Origin of the sequence: Vibrio natriegens NBRC 15636 = ATCC 14048 = DSM 759 (assembly GCF_035621455.1) — a bacterium.
Classification (GTDB): Bacteria; Pseudomonadota; Gammaproteobacteria; order Enterobacterales; family Vibrionaceae; genus Vibrio; species Vibrio natriegens.
Map to the genome: position 1 here is coordinate 928826 of NZ_CP141822.1, position 19035 is coordinate 947860.

Genomic DNA, 19035 nt, shown 5'->3' on the forward strand with positions numbered 1-19035 from the left:
CCATGTTTAATTCATGGCTGAATGGTGATTGGGATCGGACGTATACTGACTAGTAGTTAGTCTTTTTAGATAAGGAACCCAATATGTCCATTTGGCAAGGGGTCAATTTCACCCATCGTTACAGCCAACTGCCTTCGGCATTTTTCACTTTCATAGAGCCACAACCGTTATTGAACACTCAATGGGTGGTTTGGAATGGGGATTTTGCCCAGCAGTTTGGTTTGCCCCCTATAGCCGATGAAACGTTGCTTGAGGTGTTTTCTGGCCAAGCAAACTTTGATGAATTTCGTCCATTAGCGATGAAATATGCAGGGCATCAGTTCGGTACTTACAATCCGGATTTAGGCGATGGTCGAGGGTTGTTACTGGCTGAAATTCAGCGACAGGATGGTACCTGGTTTGATATCCACCTTAAAGGCGCAGGTCTTACTCCTTATTCGCGCATGGGTGATGGCAGAGCAGTGCTGCGTTCGACGATTCGTGAGTATTTGTGCAGTGAAGCCATGCAAGGGCTCGGAATACCGACAACCCGCGCTCTGGGTATGATGGTCAGCGATACGCCGGTTTACCGTGAAAAAACGGAAAACGGCGCGATGTTAATTCGTATGGCGGAAACTCATATTCGATTCGGTCACTTTGAGCACTTCTTTTACACCAATCAACTGGCAGAGCAGAAGCTGTTGGCGGATAAGGTCATAGAGTGGCACCTGCCTGAATGCGCTCAAGCCGAAAAACCATACGCTGCGATGTTTGCCAATATTGTGGAGAAAACGGCGGACATGATTGCGAAATGGCAAGCTTTTGGCTTTGCCCACGGCGTTATGAACACCGACAACATGTCTATCCTTGGTCAAACTTTCGATTATGGACCATTTGGATTTTTGGATGACTACGATCCTGGCTATATCTGTAATCATTCCGACTATCAGGGGCGTTATGCGTTTGACCAGCAGCCGCGAGTTGCACTTTGGAACCTTTCGGCACTGGCACACGCGTTATCTCCGCTGGTGGAGCGTACAGATTTAGAAGCTGCACTTGGCCAGTTTGAGGTTCGTTTAAGCCAGCAATTTAGTCGCTTGATGCGCAGTAAGCTTGGTTTAAAAAACAGAATCGATGAAGATTCGCGCTTGTTTGAATCTATGTTTGAGCTACTCAATCAGAACAAAACAGACTATACGCGCTTTTTTAGAACGCTATCTAACTTAGACAAAAAGTCGCCTCAAGACGTGATTGATTTGTTTATTGATCGTGAAGCGGCCCAAGCGTGGTTAGATCTTTATCTGGCACGATGCGAGTTAGAAGTCGATGAGCTAGGCAGACCAGTCACCACAGAACAGCGTTGTGAACAAATGCGTCGTGCGAATCCGAAATACATTCTTCGTAACTACTTGGCCCAACTAGCAATAGATAAAGCCGAAGAAGGCGATTTCAGTGAAGTCAATCGGTTGGCCGCACTACTGCGTCACCCTTACGATTCTCAGCCGGAGTTTGAAGAGTACGCGAAATTGCCACCAGAGTGGGGCAAAAAAATGGAAATAAGCTGCTCATCATAAGGGATTTATTTTAGTGGTTTGTTAATAAGATGTGACATTTATCCGCGACAGGTTCAAAGTATTTATAAATTGTCGCTGAATATGAATTCTGGTACCGATTACACTTGCTCTGAAATATAAGTGATACATTGGATGGAAAAATGTCAGCTAGAATTCTGGTCGTAGATGATGATCAAGAAATTTGTGAATTGCTACAGGAGTATCTGACGAAACAAGGATATATCGTCAGTGCCGTGAATGATGGTGAGCAAATGCACCTTCACATTGAGCAACATGGGTACCCAGACCTTATTTTGCTCGATGTGATGTTACCCGGTGAAGATGGTTTTTCTTTATGTCAGGCGGTTCGTCGGCATTCGTCTACACCAATCATTATGTTGACCGCAGTTTCAGATGACACCGACCAGATCATCGGCTTAGAAATCGGCGCTGATGATTATCTCGCCAAGCCATTTAATCCGCGTCATCTTAATGCGCGCATTAAAGCCGTATTGCGCCGAGTGAAAGTGACCAAAGAAGAGCAAGTCAGCCCTTTAACAGCCAAGCCTATTCGTTTTGGTGATTGGCTGTTGGACACTTTGTCACACAGAATAACCCACCAAGAAACCCAACAATCGCACGATTTATCCGGCAGTGATTTTTCGCTGTTGATGCTTTTTCTAAAACGTCCGAATCAAATAATCGACCGAGATACGATCTCAGTAGAGACGCGAGGTCGAGAAGCGTTACCCTTTGAACGAGGCATCGATGTTCAGCTCAGCCGTTTGCGTCAACGTCTCGGTGAAAGCACCAAATATCCACATTACATAAAGACGATGCGAGGCAACGGTTACTTACTCGCTGTGCCAGTCAGTTATGAACAATAAATGGTGGCGTTTTCTCCGGCGATTTAAGCCAAACTCGTTAGTTAATCGTACATTAGGCTTAACGTTATTGGCGGTGATTTTGGCTCAAGGTGTGGCAACAACCATTTGGTATACCGAGTCAAAACAGAAAGAACTGGCGGGGATTCGCGATGCGTCTCAAAGCATGGCGAATATGTTCTCCTCAACGGTAACCTTCTTTCAGTCGTTGCCTGTCAGCTATCGTCATATTGTGCTCGACCAGATCCGTAATATGGGCGGGACGCGCTTTTTTGTGTCGTTTAATCGAGAGCAGCTCATTGTTGAACCAATTAAAGATACTCCGCTTAAGTTGGCTTCTCTCGAAGCGATAGAAGAGGTGCTGAAAAAGAAGCTCCCAAAAGTAGACACGATTTTGGTCGACTTCTCGTTGCCCGAAAACCTACGTTTGCTGAAAAACGATATCTATTTGAGCGATTTACCCAAGTCGTGGGCACATCACACCCTAACGTTGAGCCCAATCGATCCTCCTGTGTTGGTTGTGCAACTCGAACTAGCCAAAGATGAGTGGCTCTATATCGCCGCTTTGCTGCCAGCCCCTTACGTCAATCTAGACGATACCTTAATTGAGCGAGAGCAGATCCTGTTTCTGATTTTTTCTACCACGATTTTATTGGTTCTCACTTATTTGCTGATGAAAAGGCAGGTGAAGCCGTTAAAGCGATTGGCAAAAGCCGCCAATGAAATGAGTATGAACGTAGAGCAGGCTCCGCTACAAGAAGAGGGCGCGAGTGAGCTTGTCACCGCCACACGAGCATTTAATCGGATGCAGCAGCGAATTCGTCATTATATTTCTGATCGGGAACAATTGTTTTCTTCAATCTCCCACGATTTAAAAACGCCCATTACCCGCCTAAGGCTGCGCGCTGAGCTGCTGGAAAGTGATATCAAACGTGAAAAATTTAACCGTGATCTTGATGATCTGGAAATGATGGTGAAAGGGGCACTTCAGACCGTAAGAGATACAGAGTTGCATGAAAATACGGTCAATGTTGACCTGAATGACGTCATTACTAGCGTGATTGAGCCTTATAATCAGCAACAAACACGGGTGACGTTTTCGCCTAGTCCTATTAAATCAATCGTTGCAAAGCCATTGGCGATAAAACGCGTTATCGGCAACTTGGTTGATAATGCGGTGAAATATGGGGAAAAAGCGGAAATAACCCTCACCAACTTTGATGGCCGGGTCAAAATCGAGATTTGTGATCAGGGGCCTGGCATTCCAGAAGATCAGCTCGACATGGTATTTGAGCCGTACTATCGGTTGGCTGATGATGATCAGGGCCACGGGTTAGGGCTTGGAATTTGCCGTAATATTCTCCACGGTCATGGCGGAGATCTCATAATTGACAACTTGCCTAGTCGCGGCTTGCGTGTTCAAGTGTTTGTTTAATATCAACTAAAATCTTAATGTAACATAGTTGTTACGTTAAGGTTACGCTTTGTTTCAATCAAAATTTTCTCGTTGGATAGACTGACTTTAGTTCAAGTATGAACGCTTGAGGTCATCGAGTCGTCGACCTGAATGTCTAATCCAATACACGGAAGATAATAATGAAACTAAATAAAACCCTACTAACTCTTTCTCTGCTCTCTGCGGCAAACATGGCTAACGCGGGTGAAGTCGAAGTGCTTCACTGGTGGACGGCTGGTGGTGAAGCAAAATCTGCGGCTGTTCTGAAACAAATGCTGGAAGAACAAAATCATACCTGGAAAGACTTTGCAGTTGCTGGCGGTGGTGGCGAGTCAGCGATGACTGTGCTTAAAACTCGCGCGGTATCTGGCAATCCTCCATCTGCGGCTCAAATCAAAGGACACGATATTCAGGAGTGGGGCAGCTTAGGTTTCCTTACTTCACTGGAAAGTACGGCGAAGCAGGAAAAGTGGGATGACCTACTACCGTCAGTTGTCACTAAAGTGATGAAGTACAAAGATGAGTATGTGGCTGTACCGGTTAACGTCCACCGTGTTAACTGGCTGTGGGCAAACCCTGAAGTACTGAAAAAATCAGGTGTAGAACTTCCAACAACACTGGACGAGTTTTTTGCTGCGGCAGACAAAATTAAAGCGGCCGGCTTTATCCCACTTGCTCATGGTGGACAGCCTTGGCAAGACGCGACCGTGTTCGAAGCCGTCGCACTGGACGTGCTGGGAAGTGAAGACTACAACAAAGCGTTTGTAGACCTAGATATGGACGTATTGTCTGGCGATAAAATGGTCGAAGTTTTCACCAAGTTTAAGAAGATCCACGACTACATTGACGCTAACTCACCAGGGCGTGACTGGAACGTTGCGACCTCGATGGTGATTAACGGTGAAGCGGCTATGCAGATCATGGGTGACTGGGCGAAAGGTGAATTTACTGCGGCGGGTAAAGTGCCGGGTAAAGACTACATTTGTGCGCCTGCGCCAGGTACTGACGGTCAATTTACGTTCAACATTGATAGCTTTGCTTTCTTTGAACTCAGCAACGAAGAGAACAAGAAGGCACAGCAAGACTTAGCTCGTACCATACTGACCAAAGAGTTCCAGGAAGTCTTTAACCTGAACAAAGGCTCCATTCCAGTTCGTCTTGATATGGATATGGCGAAATTTGACCAATGTGCTCTGGACTCAATGGAAACCTTCAAAGCCAGTGCGCAGTCCGGTGATTTAGTGCCGAGCATGGCACACGGCCTGTCGACTACAAGCTATGCACAAGGTGCAATCTACGATGTTGTGACCAACTTCTTCAACGACGACAATGCGGATCCGAAACAAGCAGCACAAAAGCTAGCGAAAGCAGTGAAAGCCGCTATCTAATCCATTGACAGATCACACCCTAAAGGGCGTACAGGCTTGTAGGGAGCCTATGCGCCCTTCCTTTAAGACGTAAGGATTCGTTATGGAGCATGTTGTGAATCGGTATCTAAAGAAGTCCCACGCGAAACTTAGTTTGGCGGACAGACTTCAGCACTGGTTGCCGAAAATCGTCCTTGCCCCGACCGTTCTGGTAACTGTGGTATGTATCTATGGTTACATCTTTTGGACGGCGGCATTATCAATGACCAACTCCCGTTTTCTGCCAAGCTTTAATTTTGTTGGTTTTACTCAGTATGAAAAGCTGATGGATAACGATCGCTGGATCACTTCTATTAGCAACCTTGGTATTTTTGGGCTGCTGTTTATGCTCATCGCTATTGTTCTTGGCGTGGGCTTAGCCATTTTGCTCGATCAAAATATTCGTCAGGAAGGCGCAATTCGGACCATTTATCTTTATCCGATGGCACTCTCGTTTATTGTGACGGGTACCGCCTGGAAATGGATTCTCAATCCTGGTTTGGGTATTGAGAAGTTGATGCAAGACTGGGGTTTTACCAATTTCAAATTTGACTGGTTAGTAAATTCTGACCTGTCTGTGTACACCTTGGTGATAGCCGCTGTTTGGCAGTCGTCTGGTTTTGTCATGGCGATGTTTCTGGCGGGTTTGCGCGGCATTGATTCATCCATTATCAAAGCGGCACAAATCGACGGCGCAAGTCTGCCAACCATTTACTGGCGCATCATTATGCCTTGCTTAAGACCTGTCTTCTTTAGCTCAGTCATCATCACTTCACATATTGCGATTAAGAGCTTCGACCTGGTAACAGCGATGACGGCCGGTGGCCCGGGGTACTCTTCAGATTTGCCCGCACTGTTTATGTACGCGCACTCATTTACTCGTGGTCAGATAGGTTTGGGGGCTGCAAGCGCGATGATGATGTTGGCAGGTATTCTCGCCATTTTAGTTCCTTATTTGTACTCAGAGCTTAGGGAGAAAAAATCATGATGCGCAGTGTGAATTTCTCTCGGCTGTTTATCTACTTCGGGTTAGCGCTTTTTTGTTTGTTCTACTTGATGCCATTGTTCGTGATGGTGGTGACTTCATTCAAAACCCTGCCGGATATTAAAGCCGGTAACTTGATGAGTTTACCAACCGAATGGGTTTTTGATGCCTGGTATAAAGCGTGGGACAGCGCTTGTACGGGCGTGAAATGTGAAGGGGTGAAAGGGTATTTCTGGAACTCTTTCCAAATGGTGATTCCTGCAGTGGCGATCTCTACGCTGCTGGGCGCATTTAATGGTTATGTGGTGACTAAGTGGCAATTCCGAGGTTCAAACTTGTTCTTCAGCTTGCTGCTGTTTGGCTGCTTTATTCCGTTTCAGGTGATTTTGTTACCAATGGCGGCGGTGCTCGGCAAATTAGGTTTGGCAAATACCACCACTGGCTTGGTTATCGTTCATGTGATTTATGGTATGGCGTTTACCACGCTGTTCTTTCGTAACTTCTACATCAGTATTCCGGATGAGCTTGTCAAAGCTGCGAAGTTGGATGGGGCAGGTTTCTTTACCATTTTCTTTAAAATTCTTCTGCCAATCTCGACGCCAATCATCATGGTGACGGTGATTTGGCAGTTTACCGCTATTTGGAATGACTTCTTGTTTGGGGTTGTCTATTCAGGTTCCGAAACACAGCCAATTACGGTTGCCCTGAACAACTTAGTGAACACCAGTACAGGGGTGAAAGAGTACAACGTCGATATGGCGGCGGCGATCATTGCGGCGTTACCAACGCTACTCGTTTATGTATTAGCAGGAAAATACTTTGTTCGTGGCCTTACGGCTGGATCGGTAAAAGGATAATTATCATGGCAACACTCGAACTTAAACAAATCCGTAAAACCTATCCAAAAGCGGAACAAGAGACGTTAAAAGGTATCGATATCAGTATCGATTCGGGAGAGTTTCTTATCTTGGTTGGCCCATCTGGTTGTGGCAAGTCGACACTGATGAACACCATTGCGGGTTTAGAGAACATCAGCTCCGGTGACATCGTGATTGATGGTAATAATGTGTCGAATGTGGAACCGAAAGATCGCGATATTGCGATGGTGTTCCAATCGTATGCGCTATATCCAAATATGACGGTAAGAGGCAACATCGAATTTGGTCTCAAGATTCGTAAAATGGCGAAAGAGGCAATTGATGCCGAAGTGGAGCGAGTGGCGGAAATGCTACAGATTGATCATCTGCTTGACCGTAAGCCTTCGCAATTATCAGGTGGTCAGCGCCAGCGAGTTGCGATGGGACGTGCGCTTGCTCGTCGCCCGAAGTTGTATCTGTTTGACGAGCCACTTTCGAACTTAGATGCGAAGCTGCGTGTTGAAATGCGCCACCAGATCAAGCGTCTTCACCAGCAACTGAATACGACGATTGTGTACGTAACGCATGACCAGATTGAGGCGATGACACTCGCGGACCGTATTGCGGTAATGAAAGACGGTGAGTTACAGCAACTCGGAACACCACAAGAAATCTACAACAAGCCTAATAATATGTTTGTTGCAGGTTTTATGGGCTCACCTTCGATGAACTTCATTAAAACCATGGTCGATTTGGATGCTCAGGATAACCCCGTAATAAAAGTGACAGGCAGTAACGCGCAGGAGCATCACATCAAGCTGCCAGCTTCGATGCGAAAACAAGACGGCAAAGAGATTGTGATTGGCTTGCGTCCGGAACATATTACGGACAGTGAGAACCAAGAGTCTGCCGCATCTACCAAGCTTGATTTACAGCTTGAAGTCCTTGAGCCAACGGGGCCAGATACCATCGCGATGATTAAGGTCAACGATCAAGAAGTCGCTTGTCGCTTGTCTCCGGAGTTTGATGTAAAGGTCGGTCAGGTCGCGCCGCTGCATTTTGATTTGTCCAAGGCGGTTTTCTTTGACGCTTCAACTGAGCAACGCATCGAGTTTCACTAACGATAAGAGCAAGGCAAATCAACAACTCGTAACTTTTAAATGGCAGCCAAGCGGCTGCCATTTTTATTTGCTGATTCACTAATGTGTCTAAATCCACCCACTTAATCATTTGGCGTGGGTAGATTTCACCCATTTCAAAAATAATTTTGTGATCTAGGTAAATACACTGTGAATGGTATATTTTTAAGTTTTTGATTTATAAAAATAAAAACGTAGTTAAAGAAAGTGGTTCGGTCCTTGCTTTAGTAGATGCATCAATACCCAGTGATGGGGTTGTTCATTTATCAAGGAGAATAATAATGTTTAAGCCTGTTACCCTACTAACTGCCTCAATTCTTGCTGTTACCAGTTTTAACGCTGCCGCAAACTGTGACCCAGGTGAGCTGGTCATCAAATTCAGTCACGTAACCAACACCGATAAGCACCCGAAAGGTATCGCGGCGTCGCTGCTTGAAAAGCGTGTCAATGAAGAGATGAACGGTAAGGCGTGTATGCAAGTGTTCCCTAACTCGACGCTTTACGATGATGACAAAGTACTTGAGGCCATGTTGAATGGGGACGTACAACTTGCTGCACCTTCACTGTCTAAGTTTGAAAAGTTCACCAAAAAATTCCGTTTGTTCGACCTTCCTTTCCTTTTTGATGACGTAGACGCTGTTGACCGCTTCCAAAACTCTGAGGCGGGTGAAAAGCTTAAGAATGCGATGAACCGACGTGGTATTCGAGGACTAGAGTTCTGGCACAACGGTATGAAGCAAATCTCAGCCAACAAACCACTGGTTCACCCGGAAGATGCTAAGGGCCTTAAATTCCGCGTACAGGCTTCCGATGTATTGGTTGCACAGTTTGAGCAATTAGGTGCTAACCCACAAAAAATGTCATTTGCCGAAGTGTACGGTGGCTTACAAACTAAAGTTATCGATGGTCAGGAAAATACCTGGTCGAATATCTACGGTAAAAAGTTCTTCGAGGTTCAAGACGGTACGACTGAAACCAACCACGGAATTTTGGATTACCTAGTGGTTACTTCTACCAAGTGGTGGGATGGACTTCCAGACGACGTACGTGACCAGCTTGCGACCATTCTTAAAGAAGTGACTCAAACCCGTAATGCGGAGTCAAACCGCGTAGAACAACAAAACAAAGAGTACGTTATCGAAGCTGGTGGTGTGGTTCGCGAGCTGACGCCAGAACAGCGTGAAGAATGGGTAGCAGCGCTTAAACCAGTTTGGAACAAGTTTGAAAAAGACATTGGTTCAGAGTTAATTGAAGCGGCATTAGCGGCCAACCAAAAATAACTCAACATAATGATAAGCGGCTCCCGTTCGTCGGGAGCCAAACTTACCTGATTCGAGCGATGTACCGTTATGGAACACTCATTTTTTTCGAAAGTCGGTCAGTTTACCGACAAGGTTGAAGAAACTTTAATTGCTTTCTTCCTCGGAGCGATGACGATGCTGACATTTGTCAACGTCGTGATGCGTTACTTATTCAATGACAATATTCTTTGGGCGCTTGAAGTTACCGTTTTTCTTTTTGCCTGGATGGTTCTCGTAGGCGCTTCATACGGCGTGAAAAAGCATTTTCACATCGGTGTTGACGTGGTGATTAACTTATTACCTGAACGGTTTAGAAAAGCTTGTGCTTTGCTTGCCGTGTCATTTTGTTTGACGTTTTCAATTCTACTTCTCATTGGTTCATGGAATTACTGGTACCCGTTTGCCACAGAGCGAGCATGGTACGAGACGGATGATATTCCGATGCCAGAGATGTTGCAGTTTATGGCTGACTGGCTCAATGAAGGCGAGCGCTACGAGAAGCTGCCTCGATTTATTCCTTACATGGCACTGCCAATTGGTATGGCGTTACTGACGTTTCGTTTTGCTCAGGCGGCCTACCAAATACTGACTGGCAAGCTTGACCGTCTGATTTCCAGCCATGAAGGTGAAGAAGAGTTAGAAGCACTTAAAGAAGAGCTTAAAGATGCGGGTGATGTGATGGAACCCACGCAGGGCAAAGACAATAGCCAAGATAACAACAAGAACAAGGAGCACTAACCGATGGATATTTTATGGTTATTCTTGATGGTGATTGGCTTCATGCTGTTGGGCGTTCCGATCGCGGTTTCACTGGGCCTATCCAGTATTTTATTTTTGATGTGGCACTCAGATGCGTCTCTGGCATCGGTTGCTCAAACGCTTTTTAATGCGTTTGAAGGACACTACACTTTACTTGCTATCCCGTTTTTCATTCTCGCATCGAGCTTTATGTCCACTGGCGGCGTAGCAAAACGCATCATTCGTTTTGCAATTGCAATGGTCGGCTGGTTCCGTGGTGGTCTTGCTATGGCTTCGGTTGTGGCATGTATGATGTTTGCCGCGCTGTCAGGGTCGTCACCGGCGACGGTAGTTGCGATTGGTAGCATCGTTATTGCAGGCATGATCAAAAACGGTTATTCCAAAGATTTTGCCGCAGGGGTTATTTGTAACGCCGGCACACTTGGTATCTTGATCCCACCTTCTATCGTAATGGTTGTGTATGCAGCAGCGACAGATGTGTCGGTAGGTCGTATGTTCTTAGGTGGTGTTATTCCGGGGTTGTTAGCTGGTGTCATGCTGATGATTGCCATCTACATTGCTGCCCGAGTTAAGAACTTACCGAAACAACCCTTTGTTGGCTGGAAAGAAGCCATCGCAGCCGCTAAGGATGCAATCTGGGGATTAATGCTGGTAATCATTATTCTCGGTGGTATTTACGGCGGTATTTTTACACCAACCGAAGCGGCGGCAGTGGCAGCGGTCTACTCCTTCTTAATAGCAAACTTTGTTTACAAGGACATGGGGCCGTTTGCCGATAAACAGAATACTAAGCCTGCCGTGGTGAAAGTCATTCAGAGTTTTGTTCACAAAGACACTCAGCAAACGCTGTTTGAAGCCGGTAAGTTGACGATCATGCTGCTGTTTATCATCGCAAACGCGCTGATACTGAAGCATGTTCTGACAGAAGAACGCATCCCGCAGATGATCACCGAGTCGATGCTTTCTGCTGGTTTAGGTCCAATCACATTTTTGATCGTGGTAAACGTTCTGCTCTTGATTGGCGGCCAGTTCATGGAACCTTCTGGTTTGTTGATCATTGTGGCGCCACTGGTATTTCCTATCGCCATTGCTTTAGGGATTGACCCTATTCATTTGGGTATCATGATGGTGGTGAACATGGAGATTGGGATGATCACGCCGCCTGTCGGGCTTAACCTCTTTGTTACTGCAGGGGTGGCTAAAATGTCGATGATGAGTGTTGTTAAAGCGGCGTTGCCTTGGGTGGCGGTAATGTTCCTGTTCCTCATTATCGTAACGTACATTCCTTGGGTTTCAACATGGTTACCGACGATGTTGATGGGGCCGGAGATTATTACCAAATAACGGGCTCAGACTCATTAAGGCAACAAGAGGTGTGACATGTCACACCTCTTCGTCTATTGATTTGTGGTCATGTCTTCTGGGTTGAGAGTTTATTCTTCGCTCGTAGCCATGCCATTTTTGTTTATTCTTTCTGCGATCCTCACCGGAGCGTCGTTCTTCCTGATAATGTCCGTCGACAACCACTGTTTCCCTAATCACAGGTATCTTCGTTTTCTCATTCATGCTTAGCACTACCAACCATGGAACTATAAATAGTATGAGACAGGTTGACTAAGGCGACAAATGTGATGTCAGGTTTTATTTATACAGATCTTTATCAATCTGGTAGCGTTGCATTTTGTCATACAGTGTTTTGCGAGGAACATTCAATTGCGTCATGGTTTGCTTAATACTGCCATTATGCTCGAGCAATGCGCGCTCAATGGCTGCTTTTTCAAACTCTGCCACTTGCTCAGCCAAGCTAGAGGAAGGAGCCGGAACTGGGCTTGTATCTCCGAGTTGAATCAATTTCCCAAGTAGCACAAAGCGCTCTGCTGCATTTCTCAGCTCTCGTACATTGCCGGGCCAGTCATGCGCCATCAATGTTGCCAGATCTTGAGACGACAAGCTCGGAGAGCTTTTTCCGTATCGAGAGGCCGCCACGAGCAAAAAGTGATGGAAGAGAGCTGGGATATCCTCTTTGCGCAGCCGCAGAGGGGGTAAATCCAGCGTGACCACATTCAGTCGATAGTAGAGATCTTGGCGAAATGTTCCTTCTTCGGCGGCACGTTTTAAATCCACTTTGGTCGCCGCTATCACACGAATATCAAGGGGAAGGAGTTCGTTTGAGCCTACTCGCTCAATAACCCGCTCCTGAAGAACGCGCAGTAGTCGAATCTGTGCTTGAATGGGCATGGATTCGATTTCATCCAGGAATAACGTCCCGCCTTGAGCAAATTCGAATTTACCAATCCGGCGACTTTCTGCGCCAGTAAATGCGCCTTTTTCATGGCCGTAGAGTTCACTTTCGATCAGGTTTTCCGGTACCGCACCACAGTTTACGGCGACAAAGTTGTGATTTCTGCGCAAGCTTTGTTCATGTAATGAGCGAGCGACGAGCTCTTTACCTGTACCTGTCTCACCAAACAACAAAATATCGGCATCGGTATCGGCAATGTGAGAAATCGTATCGCGTAGCATCTGGATACTGACCGTTTCGCCGATAATTCGGGGGCCGAGAGCCTGACTGGCTTTGAGTGATTGCCGTAACTTCTCGTTTTCATTCGTAAGCTGACGCTTTTCGATCGCGCGCTTGACCGTTTCAACCAACTGTTCGGGAGAAAATGGTTTTTCAATAAAGTCGTAGGCACCTTGATGTAATGCGTTCACCGCCATTGAGATGTCACCATGCCCGGTAATCATGATCACTGGCAGGTGGTTGTCTCTTTGCACCAGAGTATTAAGTAGATTCATTCCTGATATGCCGGGTAAACAAATATCAGTGATAACAACGCCAGGTTCCTCTCCGTTTTTCATCGCCAGCAGAGCGGACTCTGCATCGGGGAAAAACTGTGCGTCGATATCGGCCAGTTCGAACGTCTGTTCTATTGCTAGCCTGAGATCCGCTTCATCATCAATAAAAAACACCTGACACATAATTATTCCTCTGAACCTTTTTCAGCGTGTATTGCTACAACAGGTAAACAAACTGAGAATCGAGCGCCACCCTGCGCTTGGTTGTAAGCACTTAATTGGCCGTTCATTCCACTCAATATTTGCTGTGATATCGACAGTCCCAAACCCAGGCCATTTTTCTTGGTAGTTAGAAATGGCTCACAAAGCTCGGTGAGGGAGCGTTGTCCTATCCCTGGGCCATTATCATCGATATGAACCATGATTTGATTTCGATTCTGGTCATGTTCTATCGAAAGCCAGACCTGTCTATTCTCTTGATCTTTGACCGCTTCAATCGCGTTACTCAGCAGGTTGACTAGGACTTGTTCCAGCTGAATCGTGTTGATAAAAACCTCTGCATCCTGTGCCATTAGATCGGTCGACAAGTTTACGCGGGCTGACTTGAAAGCAGGCTTCATTAACTCTTTAGCAGAGGCGACGACAGGCAACAGCCGAGTTTTGGTTAGCTCAGTACCGCTGGTTTTCTTGGCAAATGAGCGCAGTTGTTGGCTGATATTCGCCATACGCTCAGTGAGCGCTGAAATACGGCTTAAATTGTCTTCGACTCGTTCAAATTTTTCTTTTTGTAAAAATAGCTTACCGTTTTCCGCGAAACTGCGAATTGCCGCAAGGGGATTATTCAGCTCATGGCTAATGCTTGCGGACATTTGACCCAGTACAGCCAGCTTTGCGGCCTGAACTAACTCATCCTGAGTGACACGCAGTGTTTGCTCAGCTTCTGTTCGTTGAGCGATCTCTGCTTGCAATTCTGCAGTACGAGCCATTACTTGATATTCCAGTTTTTGATTGGCTTCTTGCTGAATCAGCTCGAGTTGTAAATGGCGCTGTTGGCGGTGATAAATCAGCTGGCCGATAAGGAATAGAATGGTAAAAATGAGAGTAAGTACCAGCAGGTAACCTAAGGTTATCCAAACGATAGATTGTTTAGGTGACAATACCCTCATGGTCAGTTTTATCTCGGGAAGAGCGAGAGAAGAAACCACCAGAGTGCCTTTATTGTATGGGTAACCTTGCTTCAATTCGCTAATAGGTAGGCTCAGATCTCCGACGAAATTTAAACTACGAATTTGCGTTTCAAGATATTGTCGGCTGGCCCAAACTTGTTTTTTTTCTACCTCACTAAGCGGTTGTAAACTTTTGAGTAGCCAGTCCGTTCTGCTGCTCATGAACACAATGCCGTTAGGATCACTGGCGACAAATACGCTATCTGGTTGCTGCCAGTTATCTTCGATTTTACTCAAATCCATTTTTACGACCACAACGCCAATCACGCCGCCTGCGTAAACGATGGGAGAAGAGTAGTAGTAGCCCCGCTTACCAGACGTTGACCCAAGTGCGTAGTATTGGCTCTGCTCACCGATGATAGCTTGTTTGAAATAAGGACGAAAAGCAAAATTGCGCCCGACAAATGAATGCCTTTGCCGCCAGTTACTAGAGGCGATGGTGGTTCCCCATTGATCAATGAGATAAGTGTCGGAAGCGGCGATAACTTGATTTACCGATTCCAGATAGCGATTCGTTACTTCAAGTTGGGCGCTATTTTTCGGGTGCAGCAATGCCTCAAACAAAGGTGCATCTTTTGCCAATAGGTTAGGAATATGAGCGTACTTATCCAATTTGTTCTTAATATGGCTAGAAAACTGTTCAAGCTGAGACTGGTGTTTATCCAGTAGCGATTGATAACTGTTTTTCCAGACCCAGTGGGCACCAACAAACGCACACAGGAAATATAAGGCGAAAAAAATCAGTAGAATACGGTTTCGTTGTGACATTCCTTCGTTCCTGACTTTGCTACTTCTTCGTAATTAAGAAATGTTAATGGCTTGTAGGTTAGATTGGGGATTTAGTTGCCAAGTCTGTGGAGTAAAACAAGAGCAAGATCTCTTTTTACGCTTTTCAATAAAAAAAGCGGTCGATTCCCTTGAAAAAGTCGCTATTGTCCCCATTCTAGATATGCCGATGTTTCTGATGCGGGTGTTTTATCGCATTTTTTACAAAAAATGAGGCAACATTCGAGAATTTAGTGCAGACAATGTCCACATAGTGGCTATTGGCTCGACAGGGTAGTAACAGATCGCTAGAATGTCGCGTCTAAAAATCTGTCTTGAGGCTAATAGGAGATACCTTTGGTGATGACGCTGAAGATATCACTGATTAGTCCGGTACTGATGAACAGTATCGATACTCGATTTAAATTAGGTGCTCGGACAGAACACAACACAAGGATGAAGCGTTAACTCAGGTGAGTTACGCTCATACGCTCGGAAAACCGAGCCACTTTAGAGGTTTATATATAATGCAAGTTACTGTTGAAACGCTAGAGGGCCTAGAGCGCCGTCTAAACATTACTGTTCCAGCTGCAAACATCGAAGACGCTGTAACAGCTGAACTACGCAACATCGCTAAAAACCGTCGTTTCGATGGTTTCCGTAAGGGTAAAGTGCCTCTAAAAATGGTTGCTCAGATGTACGGCAAAGCAGTACGTCAAGACGTTCTTGGTGAAGTTATGCAACGTCACTTCATCGAAGCGATCGTAAAAGAGAAAATTAACCCAGCTGGCGCGCCAACTTTCGCTCCTGTAGAAAACAAAGAAGGTGCAGACCTAGTTTTCACAGCAACTTTTGAAGTTTACCCAGAAGTAGAGCTTAAAGGCCTAGAAAACATTTCTGTAGAGAAGCCTGTAACTGAAGTTAAAGATGCAGACGTAGAAGAGATGATCGATACTCTACGTAAGCAGCAAGCAACTTGGACTGAAGTTGAAGAAGCAGCAGAAGACGGCAAGCGCGTAAGCATCGACTTCGTTGGTTCTATCGACGGTGAAGAGTTCGAAGGCGGTAAAGCTGAGAACTTCCCACTAGAAATGGGCGCTGGTCGCATGATCCCTGGTTTCGAAGACGGTATCGCAGGTAAGACTGCTGGTATGGAATTCGACATCGACGTGACTTTCCCAGAAGACTACCACGCTGAGAACCTAAAAGGTAAAGCAGCGAAATTCGCTATCAAAGTGAACAAAGTTGAAGCACGTGAACTTCCAGAGCTTAACGACGAATTCGTTTCTAAGTTCGGTGTTGCTGAAGGCGGTGTAGAAGCGCTTAAAGCTGAAGTTCGTAAGAACATGGAACGCGAACTTAAGCAAGCTGTTAAGAACCGCATCAAAGAGCAAGCTCTTGACGGTCTAGTTGAGCAAAACGAAATCGACGTACCTGCTGCACTTATCGATCAAGAAATCCAAGTTCTACGTCAGCAAGCTGCACAACGCTTCGGTGGTAACCCAGAAGCAGCTGCACAGCTTCCACGTGAACTGTTCGAAGAGCAAGCTAAACGTCGCGTAGTTGTAGGTCTTCTACTTGGTGAAGTAATCAAGTCTGAAGAGCTAAAAGCGGACGACGAGAAAGTTAAAGCGCTAATCGAAGAAATGGCGACTGCATACGAAGATCCATCAGAAGTTATTGCTTACTACGAGCAAAACGAGCAAATGATGAACAACATGCGTAACGTAGCGCTAGAAGAGCAAGCAATCGACGCGATCATCGCTAAAGCACAAGTTTCTGAGAAAGAAGTAGGCTTCAACGAGCTACTTAACCAGCAACAACCTGCTTAATAAGCAATATCTTGCGTAGAAGGTTGACTTCACGTTAACTATTCTGCTAACAATGGTCCGTATGATACTCATCATCCGGGCCATTTATTTTAGGGACATAAGAATATGAGCTACCAAGAAAAAAATGCAATGTCGCCAATTATGGACGCACTAGTACCAATGGTGGTTGAACAAACTTCCCGAGGCGAACGTTCTTACGACATCTATTCCCGATTGCTAAAAGAGCGTGTGATTTTTTTAACAGGTCAAGTGGAAGACCACATGGCAAACCTTGTCGTGGCTCAACTACTTTTCCTAGAATCTGAAAATCCAGATAAAGATATTTTCCTATACATCAACTCTCCAGGCGGCAGCGTAACAGCAGGTATGTCTATTTATGACACCATGCAGTTTATCAAACCGAATGTAAGCACAGTATGTATGGGCCAAGCATGCTCAATGGGTGCCTTCCTACTTGCTGGTGGTGCTCCGGGTAAGCGTTACGTTCTGCCTAACTCACGTGTGATGATCCACCAACCGCTAGGTGGTTTCCAGGGTCAGGCTTCTGATATCCAAATCCATGCTCAGGAAATCCTGACTATCAAGCAGAAGCTAAACAAGTTGTTAGCGGAACATACAGGCCAGCCACTTGAAGTGATTGAGCGCGATACTGATCGTGACAACTTCATGTCAGCAGAGCAGGCTGTGGAATACGGTATCGTGGATGCAGTGTTACGCCATCGCGGCGAGTAATTTGCCAGCGCATTTTGGCAAAAATTGATATACACTCATTCATGAAGAGTAAAGGCTAAGAGGTTAGCGAATGACAGATAAAAGCAAAGAAAGTGGCAGCGGTAAATTGCTGTACTGTTCTTTCTGCGGCAAAAGTCAGCACGAAGTTCGCAAGCTAATCGCAGGTCCGTCAGTGTACATATGCGACGAATGTGTCGACTTATGTAACGATATAATTCGCGAAGAAATTAAGGATGTTCTCCCTAAGAAAGAATCTGAAGCGTTACCAACGCCAAAACAGATCCGCGAACACCTTGACGACTATGTGATCGGGCAAGATTACGCGAAAAAAGTGCTTGCAGTTGCGGTATATAACCACTACAAGCGTTTACGCAATGGTGATACAACGAGCGAAGGTGTAGAGCTTGGTAAGAGTAATATCCTTCTAATTGGTCCTACAGGTAGTGGTAAAACATTGCTTGCTGAGACACTAGCTCGATTCTTGGATGTGCCATTTACAATGGCTGACGCAACTACGTTAACCGAAGCAGGTTACGTGGGTGAAGACGTAGAAAACATCATCCAAAAGCTTCTGCAAAAATGTGATTACGATGTAGCTAAGGCTGAACGCGGCATCGTATACATTGATGAAATTGATAAAATTTCACGCAAAGCTGAAAACCCATCCATTACGCGTGACGTATCTGGTGAAGGTGTTCAGCAGGCACTGTTAAAACTTATCGAAGGCACGGTTGCTTCTGTTCCACCTCAAGGTGGTCGTAAGCATCCTCAGCAAGAATTCCTACAAGTGGACACGTCTAAGATCCTGTTCATCTGTGGTGGTGCATTCGCAGGCCTTGATAAAGTGATTGAACAACGTGTAGCTACAGGTACTGGTATCGGTTTTGGTGCTGAAGTTCGTTCTAAGAATGAAACCAAAACTGTCGGTGAGCTATTTACTCAGGTTGAGCCTGAAGATCTAGTGAAATACGGTCTGATTCCTGAATTCATCGGCCGTCTGCCAGTAACTACTACATTGACAGAGCTTGATGAAGAAGCGCTTATTCAGATTCTATGTGAACCGAAGAATGCGTTGACTAAGCAGTACGCAGCGTTGTTTGAATTAGAAAATGCTGAGCTTGAGTTCCGTGAAGACGCACTACGCGCGATTGCTAAGAAAGCGATGGAGCGTAAAACGGGTGCTCGTGGTCTACGTTCAATTCTGGAAGGTGTTCTACTTGAAACCATGTACGAGCTACCATCTGCAACAGATGTGAGCAAAGTGGTTATTGATGAATCAGTCATCAATGGCGAGTCAGAACCGCTGCTTATTTACAGCAACGCCGATAATCAGGCCGCTGGAGCAGAGTAAATCAAGCCATGAAT

At 45.7% G+C, this 19035-nt stretch carries 17 protein-coding genes; 14 read left to right on the forward strand and 3 right to left on the reverse strand.

The annotated features are described in order from the left end of the window. Positions 1-83 precede the first annotated feature (83 nt). The 10 genes from VER99_RS04300 (at position 84) to VER99_RS04345 (ending at position 11663) form a co-directional block, all read left to right on the forward strand. Positions 84-1553: a protein adenylyltransferase SelO gene (locus VER99_RS04300; protein WP_020336131.1), complete on the forward strand. Its 1470-nt coding sequence runs from the start codon at positions 84-86 to the stop codon at positions 1551-1553. 140 nt (positions 1554-1693) lie between these two features. Then, on the forward strand, positions 1694-2419 hold the full coding sequence (locus VER99_RS04305) for a response regulator (protein ID WP_020336132.1): 726 nt from the start codon (positions 1694-1696) through the stop codon (positions 2417-2419). Then, positions 2409-3851, forward strand: coding sequence for an ATP-binding protein (locus VER99_RS04310; RefSeq protein WP_014231207.1), 1443 nt, complete (start codon positions 2409-2411; stop codon positions 3849-3851). The genes VER99_RS04305 and VER99_RS04310 overlap by 11 nt, the downstream gene beginning before the upstream one ends. A 161-nt stretch (positions 3852-4012) precedes the next feature. After that, positions 4013-5260: an ABC transporter substrate-binding protein gene (locus VER99_RS04315; RefSeq protein WP_014231208.1), complete on the forward strand. Its 1248-nt coding sequence runs from the start codon at positions 4013-4015 to the stop codon at positions 5258-5260. Between the two features lie 82 nt (positions 5261-5342). Continuing rightward, complete coding sequence (locus tag VER99_RS04320) at positions 5343-6266, forward strand: carbohydrate ABC transporter permease (RefSeq protein WP_020336135.1); 924 nt, start codon at positions 5343-5345, stop codon at positions 6264-6266. Further along, complete coding sequence (locus tag VER99_RS04325) at positions 6263-7120, forward strand: carbohydrate ABC transporter permease (protein ID WP_020336136.1); 858 nt, start codon at positions 6263-6265, stop codon at positions 7118-7120. The genes VER99_RS04320 and VER99_RS04325 overlap by 4 nt, the downstream gene beginning before the upstream one ends. Positions 7121-7125: 5 nt before the next feature. Next, positions 7126-8241: an ABC transporter ATP-binding protein gene (locus VER99_RS04330; RefSeq protein ID WP_014231211.1), complete on the forward strand. Its 1116-nt coding sequence runs from the start codon at positions 7126-7128 to the stop codon at positions 8239-8241. 299 nt (positions 8242-8540) lie between these two features. Next, a complete protein-coding gene (locus tag VER99_RS04335) occupies positions 8541-9539 on the forward strand; it encodes a TRAP transporter substrate-binding protein (protein WP_020336137.1) in 999 nt (332 codons plus the stop codon). Positions 9540-9608: 69 nt separating this feature from the next. Further along, positions 9609-10298, forward strand: a complete 690-nt coding sequence (locus tag VER99_RS04340) for a TRAP transporter small permease (protein ID WP_020336138.1) — start codon at positions 9609-9611, stop codon at positions 10296-10298. A 3-nt stretch (positions 10299-10301) separates the two neighbouring features. Then, entirely contained in the window at positions 10302-11663 is a 1362-nt protein-coding gene (locus tag VER99_RS04345; protein WP_014231214.1) for a TRAP transporter large permease, read from the forward strand. A gap of 39 nt (positions 11664-11702) precedes the next feature. Here VER99_RS04345 and VER99_RS04350 read toward each other — a convergent pair whose 3' ends face one another. From VER99_RS04350 to VER99_RS04360, 3 genes are all read right to left on the reverse strand, one after another. Further along, positions 11703-11885: a hypothetical protein gene (locus VER99_RS04350; protein WP_020336139.1), complete on the reverse strand. Its 183-nt coding sequence runs from the start codon at positions 11883-11885 to the stop codon at positions 11703-11705. Between the two features lie 75 nt (positions 11886-11960). Further along, positions 11961-13298, reverse strand: coding sequence for a sigma-54-dependent transcriptional regulator (locus tag VER99_RS04355; protein WP_020336140.1), 1338 nt, complete (start codon positions 13296-13298; stop codon positions 11961-11963). 2 nt (positions 13299-13300) lie between these two features. Beyond that, complete coding sequence (locus tag VER99_RS04360) at positions 13301-15109, reverse strand: ATP-binding protein (RefSeq protein WP_020336141.1); 1809 nt, start codon at positions 15107-15109, stop codon at positions 13301-13303. A 46-nt stretch (positions 15110-15155) separates the two neighbouring features. Between VER99_RS04360 and VER99_RS04365 the strand changes: the two genes are divergently transcribed. From VER99_RS04365 to clpX, 4 genes are all read left to right on the forward strand, one after another. Beyond that, a complete protein-coding gene (locus VER99_RS04365) occupies positions 15156-15341 on the forward strand; it encodes a hypothetical protein (RefSeq protein ID WP_020336142.1) in 186 nt (61 codons plus the stop codon). 292 nt (positions 15342-15633) lie between these two features. Then, entirely contained in the window at positions 15634-16938 is a 1305-nt protein-coding gene (gene tig, locus VER99_RS04370; RefSeq protein WP_014231219.1) for a trigger factor, read from the forward strand. A 105-nt stretch (positions 16939-17043) separates the two neighbouring features. Further along, positions 17044-17670 (forward strand): ATP-dependent Clp endopeptidase proteolytic subunit ClpP, encoded by a 627-nt coding sequence (gene clpP, locus VER99_RS04375; protein WP_014231220.1) that lies wholly within the window; start codon positions 17044-17046, stop codon positions 17668-17670. Positions 17671-17740: 70 nt separating this feature from the next. Further along, on the forward strand, positions 17741-19021 hold the full coding sequence (clpX, locus tag VER99_RS04380; protein WP_014231221.1) for an ATP-dependent protease ATP-binding subunit ClpX: 1281 nt from the start codon (positions 17741-17743) through the stop codon (positions 19019-19021). Positions 19022-19035 lie beyond the last annotated feature (14 nt).

Excerpts from the sequence above, each read along its gene's own strand:
- VER99_RS04300 (WP_020336131.1), top strand. The coding sequence starts at position 84 with ATGTCCATTTGGCAAGGGGTCAATTTCACCCATCGTTACAGCCAACTG.
- VER99_RS04305 (WP_020336132.1), top strand. The coding sequence starts at position 1,694 with ATGTCAGCTAGAATTCTGGTCGTAGATGATGATCAAGAAATTTGTGAA.
- VER99_RS04310 (WP_014231207.1), top strand. The coding sequence starts at position 2,409 with ATGAACAATAAATGGTGGCGTTTTCTCCGGCGATTTAAGCCAAACTCG.
- VER99_RS04315 (WP_014231208.1), top strand. The coding sequence starts at position 4,013 with ATGAAACTAAATAAAACCCTACTAACTCTTTCTCTGCTCTCTGCGGCA.
- VER99_RS04320 (WP_020336135.1), top strand. The coding sequence starts at position 5,343 with ATGGAGCATGTTGTGAATCGGTATCTAAAGAAGTCCCACGCGAAACTT.
- VER99_RS04325 (WP_020336136.1), top strand. The coding sequence starts at position 6,263 with ATGATGCGCAGTGTGAATTTCTCTCGGCTGTTTATCTACTTCGGGTTA.
- VER99_RS04330 (WP_014231211.1), top strand. The coding sequence starts at position 7,126 with ATGGCAACACTCGAACTTAAACAAATCCGTAAAACCTATCCAAAAGCG.
- VER99_RS04335 (WP_020336137.1), top strand. The coding sequence starts at position 8,541 with ATGTTTAAGCCTGTTACCCTACTAACTGCCTCAATTCTTGCTGTTACC.
- VER99_RS04340 (WP_020336138.1), top strand. The coding sequence starts at position 9,609 with ATGGAACACTCATTTTTTTCGAAAGTCGGTCAGTTTACCGACAAGGTT.
- VER99_RS04345 (WP_014231214.1), top strand. The coding sequence starts at position 10,302 with ATGGATATTTTATGGTTATTCTTGATGGTGATTGGCTTCATGCTGTTG.
- VER99_RS04350 (WP_020336139.1), bottom strand. The coding sequence starts at position 11,885 with ATGAATGAGAAAACGAAGATACCTGTGATTAGGGAAACAGTGGTTGTC.
- VER99_RS04355 (WP_020336140.1), bottom strand. The coding sequence starts at position 13,298 with ATGTGTCAGGTGTTTTTTATTGATGATGAAGCGGATCTCAGGCTAGCA.
- VER99_RS04360 (WP_020336141.1), bottom strand. The coding sequence starts at position 15,109 with ATGTCACAACGAAACCGTATTCTACTGATTTTTTTCGCCTTATATTTC.
- VER99_RS04365 (WP_020336142.1), top strand. The coding sequence starts at position 15,156 with ATGGCTTGTAGGTTAGATTGGGGATTTAGTTGCCAAGTCTGTGGAGTA.
- tig (WP_014231219.1), top strand. The coding sequence starts at position 15,634 with ATGCAAGTTACTGTTGAAACGCTAGAGGGCCTAGAGCGCCGTCTAAAC.
- clpP (WP_014231220.1), top strand. The coding sequence starts at position 17,044 with ATGAGCTACCAAGAAAAAAATGCAATGTCGCCAATTATGGACGCACTA.
- clpX (WP_014231221.1), top strand. The coding sequence starts at position 17,741 with ATGACAGATAAAAGCAAAGAAAGTGGCAGCGGTAAATTGCTGTACTGT.